At 36.7% G+C, this 17,659-nt stretch carries 21 protein-coding genes and 2 pseudogenes; 14 read left to right on the top strand and 9 right to left on the bottom strand.

What is annotated here, in order from left to right:
* Nucleotides 1-51: 51 nt before the first annotated feature.
* Genes hemH through ACIQZI_RS01120 form a run of 5 tightly spaced genes read right to left on the bottom strand, consistent with a single transcriptional unit; the run spans nt 52 to nt 4,214 of the window.
* On the bottom strand, nt 52-1,002 hold the full coding sequence (gene hemH / locus ACIQZI_RS01140) for a ferrochelatase (protein WP_403068315.1): 951 nt from the start codon (nt 1,000-1,002) through the stop codon (nt 52-54).
* Nucleotides 1,003-1,028: 26 nt separating this feature from the next.
* Complete coding sequence (locus ACIQZI_RS01135) at nt 1,029-1,358, bottom strand: antibiotic biosynthesis monooxygenase (protein WP_403068312.1); 330 nt, start codon at nt 1,356-1,358, stop codon at nt 1,029-1,031.
* 1 nt (nt 1,359) lies between these two features.
* Complete coding sequence (locus ACIQZI_RS01130) at nt 1,360-2,169, bottom strand: ABC transporter ATP-binding protein (RefSeq protein WP_403068309.1); 810 nt, start codon at nt 2,167-2,169, stop codon at nt 1,360-1,362.
* On the bottom strand, nt 2,154-3,227 hold the full coding sequence (locus ACIQZI_RS01125; RefSeq protein WP_082674929.1) for a FecCD family ABC transporter permease: 1,074 nt from the start codon (nt 3,225-3,227) through the stop codon (nt 2,154-2,156). Before ACIQZI_RS01125 ends, ACIQZI_RS01130 begins: the two co-directional genes overlap by 16 nt.
* A gap of 39 nt (nt 3,228-3,266) precedes the next feature.
* The gene (locus ACIQZI_RS01120; protein ID WP_403068304.1) at nt 3,267-4,214 is read right to left on the bottom strand and encodes an ABC transporter substrate-binding protein; all 948 of its coding nucleotides are present in this window, start codon (nt 4,212-4,214) and stop codon (nt 3,267-3,269) included.
* A 289-nt stretch (nt 4,215-4,503) separates the two neighbouring features.
* Between ACIQZI_RS01120 and ACIQZI_RS01115 the strand changes: the two genes are divergently transcribed.
* A complete protein-coding gene (locus ACIQZI_RS01115) occupies nt 4,504-5,205 on the top strand; it encodes a Crp/Fnr family transcriptional regulator (RefSeq protein WP_062176070.1) in 702 nt (233 codons plus the stop codon).
* A gap of 407 nt (nt 5,206-5,612) precedes the next feature.
* On the opposite strand, the gene ACIQZI_RS01110 is transcribed toward ACIQZI_RS01115, so the two are convergent.
* Nucleotides 5,613-5,795, bottom strand: a complete 183-nt coding sequence (locus tag ACIQZI_RS01110) for a pyridoxamine 5'-phosphate oxidase family protein (RefSeq protein WP_403068301.1) — start codon at nt 5,793-5,795, stop codon at nt 5,613-5,615.
* Here ACIQZI_RS01110 and ACIQZI_RS01105 point away from each other — a divergent pair.
* The 6 genes and pseudogenes from ACIQZI_RS01105 to ACIQZI_RS01080 all read left to right on the top strand — a co-directional run.
* A pseudogene (locus tag ACIQZI_RS01105) lies at nt 5,760-5,879 on the top strand (hypothetical protein); the annotation flags it as partial. The gene ACIQZI_RS01110 and the pseudogene ACIQZI_RS01105 overlap by 36 nt on opposite strands.
* Before the next feature lie 243 nt (nt 5,880-6,122).
* Nucleotides 6,123-6,296: a hypothetical protein gene (locus tag ACIQZI_RS01100; RefSeq protein WP_403068298.1), complete on the top strand. Its 174-nt coding sequence runs from the start codon at nt 6,123-6,125 to the stop codon at nt 6,294-6,296.
* 41 nt (nt 6,297-6,337) lie between these two features.
* Nucleotides 6,338-6,484 (top strand): hypothetical protein, encoded by a 147-nt coding sequence (locus ACIQZI_RS01095; RefSeq protein WP_483878412.1) that lies wholly within the window; start codon nt 6,338-6,340, stop codon nt 6,482-6,484.
* Between the two features lie 33 nt (nt 6,485-6,517).
* Nucleotides 6,518-6,736, top strand: coding sequence for an EamA family transporter (locus tag ACIQZI_RS24270; RefSeq protein WP_454212817.1), 219 nt, complete (start codon nt 6,518-6,520; stop codon nt 6,734-6,736).
* A gap of 330 nt (nt 6,737-7,066) precedes the next feature.
* On the top strand, nt 7,067-7,978 hold the full coding sequence (locus ACIQZI_RS01085; RefSeq protein ID WP_403068295.1) for a DMT family transporter: 912 nt from the start codon (nt 7,067-7,069) through the stop codon (nt 7,976-7,978).
* A 294-nt stretch (nt 7,979-8,272) separates the two neighbouring features.
* Nucleotides 8,273-8,602 (top strand): tRNA-binding protein, encoded by a 330-nt coding sequence (locus ACIQZI_RS01080; protein ID WP_403068292.1) that lies wholly within the window; start codon nt 8,273-8,275, stop codon nt 8,600-8,602.
* A gap of 271 nt (nt 8,603-8,873) precedes the next feature.
* Here ACIQZI_RS01080 and ACIQZI_RS01075 read toward each other — a convergent pair whose 3' ends face one another.
* The gene (locus ACIQZI_RS01075; protein ID WP_403068289.1) at nt 8,874-9,866 is read right to left on the bottom strand and encodes an NADPH:quinone oxidoreductase family protein; all 993 of its coding nucleotides are present in this window, start codon (nt 9,864-9,866) and stop codon (nt 8,874-8,876) included.
* Between the two features lie 450 nt (nt 9,867-10,316).
* Between ACIQZI_RS01075 and ACIQZI_RS01070 the strand changes: the two genes are divergently transcribed.
* The 3 genes from ACIQZI_RS01070 to ACIQZI_RS01060 are packed head-to-tail and all read left to right on the top strand — an operon-like array spanning nt 10,317 to nt 11,859.
* A complete protein-coding gene (locus tag ACIQZI_RS01070; protein WP_403068286.1) occupies nt 10,317-10,793 on the top strand; it encodes a DUF2975 domain-containing protein in 477 nt (158 codons plus the stop codon).
* 10 nt (nt 10,794-10,803) lie between these two features.
* Nucleotides 10,804-11,022 carry a helix-turn-helix domain-containing protein gene (locus ACIQZI_RS01065; RefSeq protein ID WP_062176053.1) on the top strand — a complete coding sequence of 73 codons (219 nt, stop codon included), beginning with the start codon at nt 10,804-10,806 and terminating at the stop codon, nt 11,020-11,022.
* Between the two features lie 45 nt (nt 11,023-11,067).
* Nucleotides 11,068-11,859 carry a DUF817 domain-containing protein gene (locus ACIQZI_RS01060; RefSeq protein WP_403068282.1) on the top strand — a complete coding sequence of 264 codons (792 nt, stop codon included), beginning with the start codon at nt 11,068-11,070 and terminating at the stop codon, nt 11,857-11,859.
* Between the two features lie 102 nt (nt 11,860-11,961).
* On the opposite strand, the gene ACIQZI_RS01055 is transcribed toward ACIQZI_RS01060, so the two are convergent.
* Nucleotides 11,962-12,531: a hypothetical protein gene (locus tag ACIQZI_RS01055; protein ID WP_403068279.1), complete on the bottom strand. Its 570-nt coding sequence runs from the start codon at nt 12,529-12,531 to the stop codon at nt 11,962-11,964.
* 134 nt (nt 12,532-12,665) lie between these two features.
* A pseudogene (locus ACIQZI_RS01050) lies at nt 12,666-12,752 on the bottom strand (hypothetical protein); the annotation flags it as partial.
* Between the two features lie 340 nt (nt 12,753-13,092).
* Here ACIQZI_RS01050 and ACIQZI_RS01045 point away from each other — a divergent pair.
* From ACIQZI_RS01045 to ACIQZI_RS01030, 4 genes are all read left to right on the top strand, one after another.
* Nucleotides 13,093-13,788 (top strand): response regulator transcription factor, encoded by a 696-nt coding sequence (locus ACIQZI_RS01045; RefSeq protein WP_062176044.1) that lies wholly within the window; start codon nt 13,093-13,095, stop codon nt 13,786-13,788.
* Nucleotides 13,781-14,785 carry a sensor histidine kinase gene (locus ACIQZI_RS01040; protein WP_403068275.1) on the top strand — a complete coding sequence of 335 codons (1,005 nt, stop codon included), beginning with the start codon at nt 13,781-13,783 and terminating at the stop codon, nt 14,783-14,785. The genes ACIQZI_RS01045 and ACIQZI_RS01040 overlap by 8 nt, the downstream gene beginning before the upstream one ends.
* Before the next feature lie 102 nt (nt 14,786-14,887).
* On the top strand, nt 14,888-15,652 hold the full coding sequence (locus ACIQZI_RS01035) for an ABC transporter ATP-binding protein (protein WP_062176037.1): 765 nt from the start codon (nt 14,888-14,890) through the stop codon (nt 15,650-15,652).
* Entirely contained in the window at nt 15,639-17,585 is a 1,947-nt protein-coding gene (locus tag ACIQZI_RS01030) for an FtsX-like permease family protein (RefSeq protein WP_403068271.1), read from the top strand. The genes ACIQZI_RS01035 and ACIQZI_RS01030 overlap by 14 nt, the downstream gene beginning before the upstream one ends.
* Nucleotides 17,586-17,659: the final 74 nt, after the last annotated feature.

Here is a 17,659-nt window from a genome sequence, read left to right as displayed (position 1 = left end):
TGGTGAAGCAAAAAGTATCACCAAATTTAGATTGTTGCTTCATTTCTTTATTTACACTTTTAGTTCTAATCGACTTAATTTTTCTTTCGTAATATTTGCTAGCGCACAAATTAAATCGAAAGAATCATCAAGAAACTCTGTACGCACGTAGTGGATGCCTACTTTACTAGCAACATCTTGACAATCCTTGCCAATCTCTTGAAGCGTTTCGATATTGTTTGTTAAAGAGAGCAGCTCACAGGCTACCACTCCTTTACTTCCCGTTTCCGCTTCTTCACGAACGACATCCTTAATATCAGGTCCTAGCCAATTTTGTTTGTGTCTTGCACTTCTATAAGCAATTCTCCAATTATTTACATGTAGTTGCAAAGCTACTTGTTCAGCTAATTCCGTAAACTGGCGCACATATACTTCATGCTTTTCTTCTGTTCCTGGTTGGCTATGTGCTGTAAAGACGATCGTCGATTCTTCTCGAGCTGACTGTGGTAACCAGTTCAATGCCTCTTGGACACGACTTGCAATTACTGTGATATATTCTGGGTGCAAATGCCAATTATCAATGTGGTAAACAGGGATTGTTTGCTGTCTATTGGCCAATTCTTCTTGGACAGTTCTTTGATATTGACCAACTCCCTTTTCTGTATAAAATGGCGTCATAGGCAATGTGACAATTTGTGTAACACCTTCTTCAATCATTTGACCAATTGTATCCTCGATAAAAGGAGCTGCATGCTTATACGCTGGATACACTTTCACTTCTGATAGCCCACTTTGTTTCAGAACATATTCTAGTGCCTCTGCTTGGCGTTTTGTCTTTGTTCTTAATGGATCAGGTGTTCCTAGTGCGACATATTGTGCAGTTATTGGCTTTAACTGTTCTGGCGATGGTTTTCTCCCCTGAAGAATATGAGTGAAAAATGATTCGATTCCATCCATGCTTTCAGGGCCACCATATGACATTAAAATTATTCCATACATTTGGCTATTCTCTTCTTTCTCCATCGTTTATTTTTTGCTAAATTTATTTGTTATAAAACATCTTGTGGTGATTTATTTGTGCCTACTTTTTCTGCCACTACATCATAAAAACCTAAGCTAAAATCAAGAATATACTCAGAACGTTCACCACTATGAGAATTTCTAAAGGATTCTGTTTTTGTCCATTGATCATGCGCTTCTTTAGACGCCCATTTCGAAAAAATTGTAAACTCGTCATAATCCTTTGTTCCTCTTGTTTTAAATACATTTAGCAAAATAAATCCCGGTGTTTCCTCAATTCCCCCTAGTCGGTCAAAGCGAGCTAACACTTTTTCTTCAAATCCTTTTTTCACCTTTAACGTATTTGTAATTACAAACATTTTACATTTCTCCAATCTTTTTTTGTTTTCTTTGTACTAAGCCTATCGGTGTGCAAATCGGTTTATCTCCATCAAAGTGTACGGTTGCCTCTATAGCAAAGACTTCTCTAAAAAAATCGGAATCAAATACGTCACTAGGTGTACCTTGCCTCACCACCTTTCCATTTTTCATAGCAATCAAGCGAGCACTGTACCTGGCTGCTTGATTGAGATCATGCAAAACCATAATAATGGTCATACCTAGTGAACGATTTAAATCTTCTAATAGCTCCATGACTTCGATTTGATGAGAAATATCTAAATAACTTGTTGGTTCATCTAAAATTAAGATTTGCGGTGTTTGTGCAATTGCCATCGCAATCCATGCTCTTTGTCTTTCACCTCCTGATAATGCTAGTAGTGGCCGATGTTGGAACTTCGTTAAATTAGTAACTGCGAGCGCCCAATCTATATGTGTTTGATGCTCTGCATTCGGTTCTTCAAACCATTTCAAATAAGGATTGCGGCCATGCGTTACTAAATCTCTCACTGTTAAGTCTAATTTGTGATTATTCACTTGCGGCAACATCGCAAGCTTTTTCGCAATCTCTTTTTCTTTCATTCGATTCATCTTTTCCCCTTCTAACAAAACGGTTCCTGTTTCAGATTTTAATAGTCTAGTTAGAAGGCGTAGGATCGTAGACTTTCCCGAACCATTAGGGCCAATAATACTGACCTTCTCCCCTTTGTTAAAGGAAATCGAAAGATCTTTAATGCAGTATGTATCTGTGTAGCGATAAGAAAGTTGATCCGCTTTTAAGATGTTTTCCATCCTTTGATCCCTCCTCGTAATAAATAAAGAAAGAACGGAGCACCAATTGCGGATAACAGAATGCCTACTGGAAGTTCGATTGGATCAAACCAACTTCTGGCGATTGTATCAGCAAACATAACGAGAAAAGCACCAGCTATTGCTGAAATCGGTAGGAGATAACGGTAGTCAGTGCCGACAATCATCCTGATAAAATGTGGAACAACTAGTCCAACAAAGCTTATTAAACCGGCAACACTAACGGCAACTCCTGCTAGAAAAGTAGCTAATAAAATAAGGATGAAGCGACTTCGCTCTACTTTATCTCCTACTAATCTTGCCACTTCATCACCTAACATCATAATATTCGCTTGTTTGATAGCAAAAATGGACAGTATTAGACCGATTACTGCATATGGCCAAATAATTTGAAAATGCGGCCAACTTCTACCTGAAAGACCACCTACTAACCAAGGGAGTACAGCTTGAACTCGATCACTATATAAAATCATGATCGTTGACATAACAGCCCCTAATAAGGAATTAATCGCAACACCTGCTAATATCATTCGCAACGGGGAAACACCACCATCCCACGCAACAAAGTAAATCGTTAATGCGGCAATAAGTGAGCCTAAAAAAGCACCTAACGGTAGAAATTGTATATATTGTGGAAACAGGATCATCATAATTACAGCAACTAAACCCGCTCCAGCCGAGACACCGATAATGCCCGGATCTGCTAACGGATTTCGCATAACACCTTGCAATAAAGCGCCAGATACAGCTAAACAAGCGCCGACAAGTAAACCTGTTAATAATCGCGGCAATCGTAAATCCCAAACAATTTGCCTTTCCATCGTATCAGCAGTAGAAAATAGCGCGCCCCAAACATCTTTTAAAGGAATCGGTACAGAACCTGCCATAATCCCATAGATGATTGCTAAAACGCATAGTAAAGTAAATATCCATAATGTTCGCAGCCTTTTTTTTCTTCTTGGATCTACTTTTTTCGCTTCTTGATTCGCATCTAAAATCTTTTCTTCACTTCCAGCATCAATTTGCTCAGCTTCCTTCATTTCGTTCTCCTTCCTTACGGTCCTAGATGTAAAACAACTCTAATTCTCAGCTGCAATACTTTCTAAATTCTCCCTTATGTAAGTTAGTGATTCTGCAAGTTTTGGACCGGGATTCGTCCCGAACAATTCATATGGTAGGAGGACAAAATTGTCATTTTCCAACGCTTTTATTTTTTTCCATGATGGATTCGATTTCAATTCTGACTCGAACTTCTCTTTAACAGCTTCTGGCTCACCATGTGTAATAAAATAAATGACATCCGGATTTGCTTCGATGACCCGTTCCATGCTTAACTGTGCATAATCTGGGTAACTTTCAATTCCCGGAAGATCACTAGCAACATTTTCTCCACCAACAGTAGCCAATAAATCGCCAGAAAGAGATGTTGGTAATGCCGCCAAGAATAAATCGGTTGTTCCATAAATAATCAATGCGCGAACATCCTTCGTTAATGGTTTCTGTTCAATTTCCTTTTTCTTCGCTTCTATTTCAGCAATCATTTCCTTTGCTTCATTTTCACGTTCGAGTATTTTCCCATATTGATCAATTACTTCAAGAATGGATTCATAGCTATTGCTATTCGTTAAAAACATCTTCAACCCTAATGATTCTACTGTACTTACATCTTTCATATTTAGCCCAGCGTGACCGATAATTAAATCTGGTTTTAAACTAACAATTTTCTCGAAATCGGCTTCATGTGCTGTACCTACTTGTTCTATATTCGCCAGTTCCGTTGGGAGTAAATCTTTACTAACGGTTGGTCCGCCAACAATTTCTGCACCGAGTTGATAGAGAATATCCATATCCCCTTGAACAAGTGAAACAATTCGCTTTGGTGGTTCAGCAAATTTAACTTCCCGATCTGCATGATCTGTAACCGTAATGCGTGCTTGTTCGTTTTCATTCATACTACCTACCTGATTCGAACAGCCCACAATAAGTAACAAACAAAAAATAATGACTAAACTACCACGTATTCTCAAACTAGCCCTCACCACATTTCCTCATTTATCCAGTAAGCTAATAAAATTCCAAATAATGTTTTGATTTATTCTGAAAACTACATTAAGATGAGAATGAATATCATTATCAACTAATTGTCATTATAGGTGATAGCATTTAGATAAGGTGTGATTAAAATCACGAATCAACGTATTTTTACATATTATGTCGAAATTGGAATTCACATCACGATTCATTATAATTGATAATCATTTTCAAATACGTGATTTACATCACTTATAGTAGTTAATTAGGGGGGGCCGCTTTACAATGTTGAAAGAAAAAAAACAGTTGGACGAGCAATTGCGGTTATTGCCATTTTTTTATGAATTATATGAGGAACAAATTAATGATTTACTTAAATATTGCAGCCTGAAAGATAAAGTTAAAAATCACCACCTCTTTATGCAAGGCGATCCGATGCAATCACTTTATTTTTTATGTAGAGGAAAAATCAAAGTATATAAAATTGATGGTAAAGGGAGAGAATTAATTGTCGGGATTTATAAGGAAGGAGAATTGTTCCCACAAGATTATTTCTTTGAAGATCATACGCATTATCTAACGAACGCCTATGTTTTAGAGGATGCTACCGTCCTTTCCATACCTATTTTTTATTTCGAGCAATTACTTGAAAAATATCCAAAACTTTATGCTATTTTGTTTAAGATGGTTGGTGAACAAATTATTGATTTACGATCTCGTTTGGAAGATAAGATCTTTTTTACGAGTGAGGAGCAAGTCATAAACTTATTACTACGGTTAGCCAGAAATTACGCCGTAACACTATCCAATCAGAAAATATTATTTTTAACTTCTTTTCAAGTCAAAGATTTAGCGAATATGATTGGCTTTTCACGTGAAACAGTGAGTCGAATTATGAACAAGTTCATTATGCAAAATTTAATTGAAAAAGATGAAAAGGGACGCTTAATTTTAAATCCAATGTTAATTAAAGATTTCTACCAATAATCTTTGCAATTGAATGAGTGGCGATGTCCAGTTGAGGTGTATTTACCTTTGTTGCACAGGTATTATATATATATAATCTATTGTCGTTTTTTCAACTTTGCTAAAGAGATTATCTGAAAGCACTTTCTTTATTTGATAGATTTTTATTAATGTTTGGCTATGTTATATAACGCTGTTGATTTTGGGCTCATTTTAGCACAGCTGAAAGACGTGTGAAACCACGGTTTCACACGAATAATCCCAAAAATCTTATTAACAACAATCTTGTTTAACATAGTCGTATGTTTAAAGATGAACACCCCCTCCGATTGTTTACCATAGTCTAACAAATTGGAGGGGTGGCTCCATCTATTGGAGATTAACTACTTTTTTTGTAACATTTTAGCCTCTAACATGATTAAAAACAATTACAATTCAAGCTCTATTGGTGCCTCACCATGTTTATTTAAAATTCGAATTGTTTCAGGTTGGATTTGCAAAAATACATAATTCGGATCATCAGGACCATCAAACCATTTATTGAATGAGTCATCCCAATATAGAAATAATAAAATGAAGAGAATGTACTTCAATGGAATGTAATGAAACAAAAGATTAGAAAATTAGTAGGTCAATATGTGTTCACACATACGAAGAGAATGCCAATGATTCTCCCCATCATTATTGAAATTTAATTAGGTTCAACATGCTCGTATAATGTTTTGAGGGATATTCCAAATCCAAGGGTCAGACCCCGCAACAACTGAAAATTCGTCCCCATTTACAAGGTGGTTCGTGAAATCCGAAGCGATCCCTCCACAAAAGTATCGAAAAAAATGAAGTTTGGATAAAAAGAATCTTAATCTTAGTAAAGAAAAATGATAAATAGTTCTCTATTATGAGATTAAACGTTCTTTTTATTGGAGTGAATCGTATGAATGGAAAATTATCTTCGTTTTGGATTTACTCGCTGCAGTTCTTTGGGAACAACTGGTACAGTACAGACTTTTGCGCTTGAAAGTGCACACCCAATTGCTATAGGGGCGACTCGAATAGCAGTAGATGGGGTTCATTATTATTATTTGTTCTCATACGAGGACAACTTAATGTAAAGCATTTTGCAATTAAAGCAATCATACTAGCTTCATTAAATATGGCGTTTTACCAACCATTATTTTTCTCTGCGGTCACTATTACTGGCGTGGCGATTGGGACTGTAATAGCAATTGGTAGTGCACCGATTTTTTCTGGTGTACTAGAATGGATGGTATTAAAAAAGAGTCCGTCTAAAGGATGGTAGTATTCTACCCTCTTATCTATTCTTGGTTGTTTCATGCTCTTTATAAATAAACAAGCAGTAAAGGTAGACCCATTTGGTATCTTGATGGCTCTTTTGGCTGGGGTATCGTTTGCATATTATACTTTTGTAAGTAAAAAATTAGTTAAGAACTATTCATCACTATCAATCGTTGCAGTTGTTTTCACTCTGAATGCGATTTTTTTATCTCCATTTTTATTTATGTATGATATGTCTTGGATCATTGGGCTCTGAGGTGTCGCTATAAGTCTCCATCTTGGGATTATCACAACTAAGATTACCTACTTTCTTTTTACCAAAGGACTTATCCACGTCCCTTCATCAACGGCAGGTACACTTTCATTAGCTGAACCCTTAACAGCATCATTATTAGTAGTTTTCTTCTACAATAAAAGACAGATCTACAGTTAGATTAGACTAGAGGTGACTCAAAATGTATTGGACTCCATTATTCGAAAATGATGTACCAGTAGCACTCTCCCACTCTTAATGGAGAGAAAACTATAATAGCTGTTTCTCTCCGTTAGGGCATATAAGGTCTAAATTAAAACGGAGGGTATAAAAATGAAAAATACACTGATTGGTTCTTTATATTTAATATTAGCTTCGAGTATCTGGGGAGGTATGTATGTTGTCGTTAAAATATTAGTAGCAGTCATACCACCATTAGAACTTGTATGGATGCGTTATTTAATAGCACTAGTTGCATTAGTCATAATTAGCCTTTTGACTAGACAAAATTGGAGAATTAACAGACGTCACTTTGGTATTATAATTGCTATTGCAATTATAGGGTACGTCATTTCCATTGTTACTCAAGAAACAGGTACAATGCTTTCTACTGCACAAATGGGTGCTATTATAACTTCTACAACACCAGCATTTATGGTTTTATTTGCTAGTTTAATCCTTAAAGAACGTTTAACTTTAAAGAAGGCTATTTCAGTTAGTTTAGCCACTATTGGTGTGATTACCATTGTTGGAATTGATGATATTAATATGTCTAGCATGCTTGGTGGAGTATCACTTATTATCGCAGCATTAACATGGGCGTTAATGTCTGTACTCATAAAACGTATACCTAGTGATTATTCACAAATTGTCGTTACAACCTATGCTACTTTAATTGCTGTTGTTGTTTTAACTCCTTTTGTTATACCAAAATTACCACAAATTGATATAAACGATTTAACTAATCCAACCATTTGGGGAGGATTAATTTATTTGGGTGTAATATCGACATGTACTGCATTTCTATTATGGAGTCGTGGATTACAAATGCTAAATGCCTCCAGTGGGGGAGTTTTCTTTTTCTTTCAACCCGTTGTTGGAACATTATTAGGATGGTTAATACTAGGTGAAACGATTAGTATAACCTTTTGGATAGGTTCTATTTTAATTCTCTTAGGGGTCTTAATAGTTATTAAAGATAAACAAGAAGAACAAAACCATTCTAACCATTCTTTAGCTCAATAAAGTGAAACTTCCCTCAGTGGGGGGCTTTTTCATCCCCCACTGAGGGTTAGTCCCGTTCTACTGTCGCTAAATCTTCGATAAAGCGACACTACGAACCCGATTGGTTCAACTAAACCTTTGAAAACCACAAAGGTAAGTTTCACTGTATTTCACCAATCGGAGATTTACAGGCTGTTTATCCCCCATCTATTTATTTCTTGATTCTCTCGCAAAAATTGAAGTGGGGGTATTACAGCCTGTTAAACCGGGATAATTAATGCGAAAACAAATAAACAAGTTTTAGGAGGCATTACTATGGCAACTTTCGACGATTTTCAAAAACTAGATATACGTGTTGGAGAAATTACCAGAGCAGAAACATTTCCTAAAGCAAGAAAACCAGCGTATAAACTGTGGATTGACTTTGGAGAAGTGATAGGGATTAAACAAAGTAGTGCTCAAATAACAGATTGTTATGATTTGGATGAACTAATTGGTAAGCAAGTATTAGGAGTAGTGAACTTTCCTCCTATGAGAGTTGCTGATTTCAGTTCGGAGGTTTTAGTGATGGGTGTATATTCAGAGCAGGGTGTTGTTCTTATAGAACCTCAACAAAAAGTAAAAAAAGGAGACCGATTAGGATAAGGTCTACTTTGAACGTACAAAGAACACAAGTGGTATCAATCTTCACTTGTGTTTTTTGTTTTTCGCTAACCTGGGGTATCCATTTAAAGTTTATATTGCGTCACATATAAAACAAGAGCATGCTTATCACTAAGAAAATGAACCGCCCCGTAAATGTTATAAATTAACTAAATTGCCCGTTAGCCTAAGTACATTTTTTCACAATTTCTTTGCCTTACACAATTTAACCTGTTATTTAAGAATATGTCCAGATTGTGGAGGAACTTTTTTATTACAATTTCACAAGTATTCTTCCACGTGCTTCCCCTTTTAATAAGGTTGGAAGAACACTAGGAAGTTGCTGAAGTGTTACTTCTTGTTGAACAAGTTCTTCTATGTTTGCCGGTTTGAAGTCAGTGGCTAGACGATTCCATGTTTTCACCCTTGTTTCCATTGAGCAGTAGACCGAATCGATTCCAAGTAAGTTCACGCCTCTTAAAATAAACGGAAAAATTGTCGTGGGAAGTTCGGTTCCAGCTGTTAAACCAGAAACAGCTACTGAGCCGCCATATTGAATTTGGCTTAACACAGATGCAAGAGGTTCACCACCAACAGGATCAACAGCTGCTGCCCATTTTTGTTTGCCTAATGCTCTAATCTTGCCATTGTAGACATCTTCACGGGAAAGAATCTTTTGTGCACCAAGATGCTTTAAGTATTCGTGTTCGGACTCCTTTCCTGTACTTGCCTGTACTTGATAACCAAGAGTAGAGAGAATCGAGACAGCGAAGCTACCAACTCCACCTGTTGCTCCCGTCACAAGAACGGCTCCTTTGTCAGGAGTTAAATGATTTTCTTCCAGACGTTGAACGGATAAGGCCGCTGTAAATCCAGCTGTTCCAATCGTCATCGCTTCTTTTAACGTAAGGCCTTTTGGAAGTGGTACAACCCACTCGGCTGGTACGCGAGCATATTCGCTATAGCCACCGAAATGTGACACACCAATGTCATAGCTAGTAGCAATGACATCGTCCCCTTCTTGGAAACGTGGATTTTTAGATGAAACAACGACGCCAGCTAAATCAATTCCCGGTACAAATGGATACGTGTTGACGATGTTACCATTAGGAATAGAAGCGAGGCTATCTTTATAGTTTACACTTGAATAATGAACGCGAATAAGTACGTCGCCTTCTGGTAAATCCTCCAGTGAAAGCGATTGAATGCCAACAGAAAATTGCTGGTCTTGTTTGTTAACAACTAGTGCATCAAATGTTTGAGTCATTGTTGCATCTCCTTTCAACCAAATTCATTATAAATCAATTGCTTTTTTTTGACGAGTTTCTTCCTAATTACATGGATTTATTCTTGTGCTACATCTTCATACTCCCTGACAAGCATATAAAAAGGTCGTCCTTTTTAGGCCTACTTCCTTTAGCAAAATAGCGTAGCTTTTGGGTCGAGTTACTTTTCAATTATATGTACACGAGCAATCTGGGGTTGATGTCCGTTGTAGTGGCGAACCCAGAGGCCTTCTCAGTGCTTTGCACTTGCGGGGTCTCCCTTAACACGATTCTCTAAGCAGGAGTCTCGCATATCAACTACAATCAACATCTGCTCGAATTTGTTTTTGCTAACAACAACAATAATATAATAAAAAACAATAATGTTTTATTGTAAAACGATAAAATATATGCTAAATTCAATTTGACAATAAATATGTGAGGTGCTTTTTATGAAACGAGGGTCAACACTATTTTTAAGGATTGCTGTTTTTCTCATTGGAACTCCAGTTCTTGCTTTGGGTATATTTGGGTTAACTTGGTTACCTAAGAATCCAATAAATCCAGATTATGCCCATATACTGTATCCCATTTTAATAGGTATATATGTATCAGCGATACCGTTTTTCATTGCATTATTTCAAGCTTTTAAACTTTTAAGCTCTATTGACAAGAACCAAGCTTTCTCTGAATTGTCTATTAAATCTCTAAAGAATATCAAATTCTGTGCAATAACAATCAGTGGTTTGTATGTGGTAATTTTGCCATTTATTTATCTCGTAGCAGATCTAGACGATGCACCAGGTCTCATCATAATCGGAACGGTTCCTGCTTTTGCTTCAATGGTGATCGCAGTCTTTGCTGCTGTTCTTCAAAGGCTTTTACAAGAAGCCATCGATATAAAATCAGAAAATGACTTAATAGTCTGAGGTGAAAACAATGGCAATTATAATCAATATTGATGTCATGTTGGCTAAAAGAAAAATGAGCGTTACAGAACTTTCAGAGAGGGTTGGAATAACGATGGCTAACCTTTCTATATTGAAAAATGGAAAGGCAAAAGCGATCCGATTAACAACTTTAGAGGCGATTTGTAAGGCTTTAGAATGTCAGCCTGGAGATCTTTTAGAATACCGAAATGATGAAGACACCCAATAAGCAGGACTTAACTATATTCAGAAAAAACCTTTGGAGGCACAAATCATGAGAGCACTAAAACAACTCGTTCGTTTTGGTTGGGAGCAGGCCCTATCATGTTTGTTTCCTGTCGTTATTTTTGCCTCTTTGGCTATTACACAAATCATGCCACTTCCCTTCCTATCACGGTATGACTGGCTGCTCATCATCTGCCTTCTGATGCAGTGGTGGATGGTGCGTTCTGGGCTTGAAACACGGGATGAACTAAAGGTTATCACATTGTTCCACCTTATTGGACTTACTCTTGAACTTTTCAAGGTACATATGGGCTCCTGGTCTTATCCAGAGGAAGGATATTTCAAAATTTTTGGAGTGCCTTTGTATAGCGGATTCATGTACGCAAGTGTAGCGAGTTATCTTTGCCAGGCGTGGAGGAGGCTTGCGGTTGAACTGGTTAAATGGCCACCGTTTTTGGTAGTTGTCCCTCTTGCATCTACGATTTATTTGAATTTTTTCACCCATCATTATTGGATTGACGTTCGATGGTGGTTATCTGGACTTGTAATTATCGTCTTTTGGCAATCATGGGTTACATACGAGGTTGATGGTACTCGTTACCGTATGCCACTCGCACTGTCTTTTGTGCTCATCGGATTTTTTATATGGATAGCCGAAAATATCGCAACGTTCTTTGGAGCTTGGGAATATCCAAACCAAACCGATGCATGGAGTCTCGTTCATCTAGGAAAGGTGAGTTCATGGCTCTTATTAGTGATTGTTAGCTTTCTTATAGTAGCGACGTTAAAACAGGTTAAGGGGAAAAGTTCCACTAGGATAGATACTAGTCAATTTTTATAACTGTTAAGAACCCCCATAAAAAAAAGTCGGATCCTTATTATTAGGAAGGAATTCGACTTTTTTTAGGTTGAAGTTCTCCTAGCATACAAAACTAATATGACGTTAAAACCCCCATCGCAACACAGGGCTTTTGAGATCCATGGTGAATAGTCCGTAATCAATGACAACCATTTCATTATCCTCGGAAAAGGCGACATTAGCTAACCGCAAATCGATTGGAATAATGCCGTAACTCAGGAATATGAATTGCAACTCGATTAATTTCGGATATTCCATGATTGCTTGCGGTATATTAGTGGCCATCTTCTTCATAATAAGCCAGCCGGTCCCAAACTCCTTAACCGGACAAAGATACTTTTGGACCTCCTCAGTGCAGTTATTATAAAGATAGGCTTCATTTGCGTTGCCTATTAATCCTACTTCAGACAGTGCTACTTTTAATACATAACCATTATTGAGATCATAGACGATTCGGTTAAACCCATGTCCAATTATTTTATACTTGAATTTCAGCGTATTTTTAGCAGTAACTATTCGTTGTTGTGTCGTTGTAAAAATATGATAGTCCCCTATTTGAGATATCCAGGATTCAATGGCTTTTATCTCTTCACGGGACAACATAGAACTTTTATTCGACTGTATCCTTTCATTCCCATTATTAATTGGGCACATTCGCTAAACATCCTTTTAAAAAAAATTGATACTTCCACTTCACGCCCCGTGACAAATGTAGGAGGGATATGGCGCTTTTATTCCCAGATCATTTTAAGTATAGGTTACTTTCACGAATTCCCTGACGAAGGCGGTCAGTTACCGATAACCGGATTGATTTCTTCGAACAGTATATTCTCAATTTTTGGATGCTGAGAAAGCAAAAATAATGTCCAGGAAAGAGCGTTTGCAGTGAAAGATCGTCATAGGGCTTCCGGCCAACATGTCCTTAGGGTCTTCTCTTCGTAACATGATATGACTTTTATATGAAATGGCTTGTACTATAGTTAGGAATTTTTGCAAAATGTACAATACTTGCTCAGATGATGATAATGATTCCGGATTGAATTCCATTACTTTTGATTTTAGAAATCTAAAACTACCTGACCTTTATCTAAATTGTGTAACCACATTTCATTTGAGCCAGGAACATTTCGCACTCGATTGCATAACACAATAGCAAACACCAAGGATTTACTATACAATTATTGTAAAGTTAAGCTAAAGGCATGGTGAATTCAGTTGTTTAAACTTTTGTTAATTGAGGATGATACGACTCTATTTAATGAGATAAAAGATCGATTAGCCCAATGGTCTTATGAGGTTTATGGGATTACTGATTTTAGTAGAGTGATTCAAGAATTTACAGAAATAAAGCCTGATTTAGTGATTATTGATATTCAATTGCCAAAATTCGATGGGTTTCATTGGTGTAGAATGATTCGATCCCATTCCAACATTCCGATTATCTTCTTATCTTCTCGCGATCATCCGACTGATATCGTAATGTCTATGCAGTTTGGAGCGGATGATTATATTCAAAAGCCTTTTCATTTTGATGTGCTCATTGCAAAGGTGCAGGCGATTCTTCGGCGTGTCTATAATTACAATACTGAAAAAATTGAGCTCAAAACATGGTGTGGTGCAACGGTGGATTATGAGAAAAATACGGTTACCACTACTGCTGCTTCAGTAGAACTGACTAAGAATGAGATTTATATCTTAAAACTGCTGATTGAGCAGAAAAATAAGATCGTAAGCCGAGAACAATTAATCAATAGCCTATGGGATGATAAGCGCTTTATCAGCGATAACACCCTTACAGTCAATGTAAATCGTTTACGAAAAAGACTCGATGAAATTGGTTTAGGAAGCTTTATCGAAACGAAAGTTGGGCAAGGGTACATGGCTAGTGAAGAGGCAACTATCTATGATTAAAAAATTTTTCATCGAAAGAAGCAGCTGGATCATTTTATTTATCCTCCTGCAAGTATTAACGATCTTTGTCGCTTATATCGATTCGGCGATTCCACTTATGCCCATCCTCTATCTTGTCTTTTTATCGATACTCTTTTTTACTATCTTTTTGATCTTTCGCTATCACAAAGAAACGAAATTTTATAAAAGTTTAGTAGAACGAGAAAATAATCTTGATTTAACAAGCATCGCCTCTTCAGAAAGTCCTTTTGAACAAATAATAGAAAATAGTATGGCAAACCAAGCCGAATTACTAAAACAGGTAGCTTCACAAAATCTACTCACTTTAGAGCAAGAGAAAGATGAATTATTAGCTTGGATTCATGAAGTAAAAACACCGCTGACAGCGATGCATTTAATGATTGATCGCTTAGACGACGTAATGATGAAAACTCATTTGACTTATGAATGGTTGCGAATTCATCTTCTACTTGACCAACAGCTCCACCAAAAGCGTATTCCATCCATCGAAAATGATTTATACATAGAAAATACTAACTTAGAAATGCTCATTTTTACTGAAATTAAAACATTACAATCATGGTGTATTCAAAAAGGAATCGGCTTTGAAATCCAATTAGAGATTGAAGAAGTACTTAGTGATGCCAAATGGCTAGCTTTTATCATCAGACAGCTCTTAACAAATGCAGTAAAATATAGTACGGCAAGCGATATCATGATTACAAGTTATGAGCAAGCTGAGCAAACCATCCTTGAGGTAAAAAATTTCGGACGAGGTATTGATCCTAGAGATATACCACGTATATTCGATAGGGGCTTTACATCAACGACCACTCATCAAGATCGTGCTGCAACAGGAATGGGGCTATATTTAGCAAAAAAAGCAGCACAGTCATTACTCATTCATATACATGTCAATTCAGAACTTTACGCTGAAACGACTTTTACGTTAACCTTTCCAAAAAGAAATGAATTCTTAAACATAACGAGCATGTGACAAAAATGTCATATGCTTTTATTCTTTGTTCGCTCAATCGAAGGCAAAGTAAGCTTAAGCGCATTATACTAAGTTTATTAAAAGAACAGGGAGTGGATACATATGCATATTCTTGAAGCTGTTAAAATCCATAAAAGCTACGGCACTAAATTTAATAAACAAGAAGTATTAAAAGGCGTGGATATTCGCATTCAGCAAGGCGAATTCGTAAGTATTATGGGAGCATCCGGTTCAGGGAAAACGACATTGCTTAATGTTCTTTCCTCCATTGATAAGATTAGCAACGGGACGATTAAAATTGAAGGTAAAGAAATTAGTAGTATGAAAGAAAAACAGTTAGCCGAGTTTCGCAAGCACCATTTAGGGTTTATCTTTCAAGAATACAATTTATTAGACACACTGACGGTCAAAGAAAATATCCTATTACCGTTATCGATTACAAAGACACCGAAGAAAGAAGCGGAGCAAAAATTTACTACACTTGCAAAAGAACTAGGTATTTATGAATTGAAAGATAAATATCCCAATGAAATTTCCGGTGGTCAAAAACAGCGTACCTCCGCCGCGCGAGCCTTTATCCATGAACCGAGCATTATTTTTGCTGATGAACCGACTGGTGCACTCGATTCAAAATCCGCTTCCGACTTATTAAACAAATTGAGCGAATTAAATCAAACACGCAAAGCAACGATTATTATGGTTACGCATGATCCTGTTGCCGCTAGTTATTGCAGTCGAGTCATCTTTATCAAAGATGGACAAATTTATACACAACTAAATAAAGGCGAAGAAACAAGACAGACCTTCTTTCATGACATCATGAGGACACAAGGTGTATTAGGCGGGGTGCAACATGAACATCAATGAACTCATCTTTCGAAATCTGAAGAAGAATCTTAAGAATTATTACCTGTATGTTTTTGCCTTAATCTTTAGTGCCGCACTCTATTTCGCCTTTGTCACATTGCAATATGACCCATCGATGGATCAAACAAAAGGATCGATTAAAGGAGCAGCTGCTATCAGAACAGCTTCCATCTTACTTGTCGCGATTGTTTCTATTTTTCTCTTGTACGCCAATAGCATCTTTATTAAACGACGCAGTAAAGAAATTGGCTTATTTCAATTAATCGGCATGACGAAAAGCAAGATATTCCGCATCCTTAGTATGGAAAACTTTATCCTCTATTTCGGTTCATTAATGGTAGGAATTTTTCTTGGCTTTTCCGTATCTAAATTAATCATCATGATTTTATTTAAAATTACCGGTGTTGAAGCAATCGCAACCCTTCAGTTTTCTGTTCAAGCACTCATCCAAACACTTGTTGTGTTTGGTGTCATCTATTGCTTTATTATGTTGATGAATTATGCATTTATTAAAAGACAGACCATTTTATCTTTATTTAGAACCATTTCCATGACAGAAGGCAAAGTAAAAAAAGTGTCTTTTCTTGAAATGTTCATCGGGATCACGGGCATGATTTTGATCATAATCGGCTATTATCTTTCATCTAAATTATTTGAGGGCGACTTCACAACGATGAATGAACTATTTCTTGTTATGACCATCATTCTAGCATCGGTCATTATCGGAACCTATCTTTTATATAAAGGTTCTGTCCGTTTTATTCTCAATATCATTCGCAAACAGAAAAACGGTTACTTAACTATTAATGAAGTATTGTCCCTATCATCGATTATGTTTCGCATGAAATCAAACGCTTTATTATTGACTATTATTACGGTCGTATCTGCCCTTGCGATTGGTTTATTATCGTTAAGTTACATTTCCTACTACTCTGCAGAAAAAATGGCCGAGAACTATGTCCCTAACGACTTTTCATTTGCGAATCAAAAAGATGCAGGACAATTTAAAGAAGCATTACAGGCGAATAAAATGAAGTTTAGCGAAAAAATCGTGGATGTTATTCAAGTGGATGTAAATATTAAGCAAATATTGGAGACAGGTCTCGAGGGAATGGACTTTGATCCGAATGTCATGACCCTACCTGTTGTTAGTGACCAGGACGTGAAAGATATCGATTTGTCAGCTACAGAAGTTCGTTTTAGCGGGTTTAGTGATCTGCTACAGAAATTTATGTCTTTAAAAGACTCTGGTCCCATTGAATTGAAGGGACAACATGAAATCATACCGCAAAACTATATCGGATTAAATAAAGATACGATCGTTTCAACATATTTCACCAATGGCGGGCTACCTACTGCCATTGTCGACAAAACGGTATACGAGCGCTTAAAACATGATATAAATCCAGACATTCAAAAAGAATCTACGATTTATATCGGAATTGATATGAAAGATTCAGCAACGATTGAAAAAGCAAACGAAATTTTTCAAAAAATGAAATTTAGCGATAATCGTGAAAATGATTCTCGCCTTGAAACAAGTAACAATCAGAAACAAAATATGGGGCTCATCATGTTTATCGTTGGCTTCTTAGGATTAACGTTTCTGATTACCTCGGGATGTATCCTGTATTTTAAACAAATGGATGAAAGTGAAGATGAAAAACCAAATTACACGATTTTACGAAAACTTGGTTTCACAGAGGGAGACTTATTAAAAGGAATCCAAGCTAAACAAATCTTTAATTTCGGCATTCCTTTAGTCATTGGGTTATTCCATAGCTATTTTGCCGTTCAATCGGGTTGGTTTTTATTTGGCTCTGAAGTTTGGACACCGATGATTATCGTTATGGTCCTTTATACCGCCTTGTATTCGATTTTTGGCATTCTATCCGTTTTTTATTACAAAAAGGTCATTAAAGACGCACTCTAATAGGTCAAAAACAAAAGGGCTGATCTCCACCTCTACTATATGGACACAATAGACAATGTATAGAGTGTGTAGTC

This window comes from Peribacillus sp. NPDC096379 (assembly GCF_044762875.1).
Taxonomy (GTDB): Bacteria; Bacillota; Bacilli; order Bacillales; family DSM-1321; genus Peribacillus.
This window is presented reverse-complemented; position numbering and strand designations above follow the sequence as displayed.

Coding starts and splice junctions, on each gene's coding strand:
- hemH (WP_403068315.1), bottom strand. CDS start 1,002: ATGGAGAAAGAAGAGAATAGCCAAATGTATGGAATAATTTTAATGTCA.
- ACIQZI_RS01135 (WP_403068312.1), bottom strand. CDS start 1,358: ATGTTTGTAATTACAAATACGTTAAAGGTGAAAAAAGGATTTGAAGAA.
- ACIQZI_RS01130 (WP_403068309.1), bottom strand. CDS start 2,169: ATGGAAAACATCTTAAAAGCGGATCAACTTTCTTATCGCTACACAGAT.
- ACIQZI_RS01125 (WP_082674929.1), bottom strand. CDS start 3,227: ATGAAGGAAGCTGAGCAAATTGATGCTGGAAGTGAAGAAAAGATTTTA.
- ACIQZI_RS01115 (WP_062176070.1), top strand. CDS start 4,504: ATGTTGAAAGAAAAAAAACAGTTGGACGAGCAATTGCGGTTATTGCCA.
- ACIQZI_RS01100 (WP_403068298.1), top strand. CDS start 6,123: ATGGAAAATTATCTTCGTTTTGGATTTACTCGCTGCAGTTCTTTGGGA.
- ACIQZI_RS01095 (WP_483878412.1), top strand. CDS start 6,338: ATGGCGTTTTACCAACCATTATTTTTCTCTGCGGTCACTATTACTGGC.
- ACIQZI_RS24270 (WP_454212817.1), top strand. CDS start 6,518: ATGCTCTTTATAAATAAACAAGCAGTAAAGGTAGACCCATTTGGTATC.
- ACIQZI_RS01085 (WP_403068295.1), top strand. CDS start 7,067: ATGAAAAATACACTGATTGGTTCTTTATATTTAATATTAGCTTCGAGT.
- ACIQZI_RS01080 (WP_403068292.1), top strand. CDS start 8,273: ATGGCAACTTTCGACGATTTTCAAAAACTAGATATACGTGTTGGAGAA.
- ACIQZI_RS01075 (WP_403068289.1), bottom strand. CDS start 9,866: ATGACTCAAACATTTGATGCACTAGTTGTTAACAAACAAGACCAGCAA.
- ACIQZI_RS01070 (WP_403068286.1), top strand. CDS start 10,317: ATGAAACGAGGGTCAACACTATTTTTAAGGATTGCTGTTTTTCTCATT.
- ACIQZI_RS01065 (WP_062176053.1), top strand. CDS start 10,804: ATGGCAATTATAATCAATATTGATGTCATGTTGGCTAAAAGAAAAATG.
- ACIQZI_RS01060 (WP_403068282.1), top strand. CDS start 11,068: ATGAGAGCACTAAAACAACTCGTTCGTTTTGGTTGGGAGCAGGCCCTA.
- ACIQZI_RS01055 (WP_403068279.1), bottom strand. CDS start 12,531: ATGTGCCCAATTAATAATGGGAATGAAAGGATACAGTCGAATAAAAGT.
- ACIQZI_RS01040 (WP_403068275.1), top strand. CDS start 13,781: ATGATTAAAAAATTTTTCATCGAAAGAAGCAGCTGGATCATTTTATTT.
- ACIQZI_RS01035 (WP_062176037.1), top strand. CDS start 14,888: ATGCATATTCTTGAAGCTGTTAAAATCCATAAAAGCTACGGCACTAAA.
- ACIQZI_RS01030 (WP_403068271.1), top strand. CDS start 15,639: ATGAACATCAATGAACTCATCTTTCGAAATCTGAAGAAGAATCTTAAG.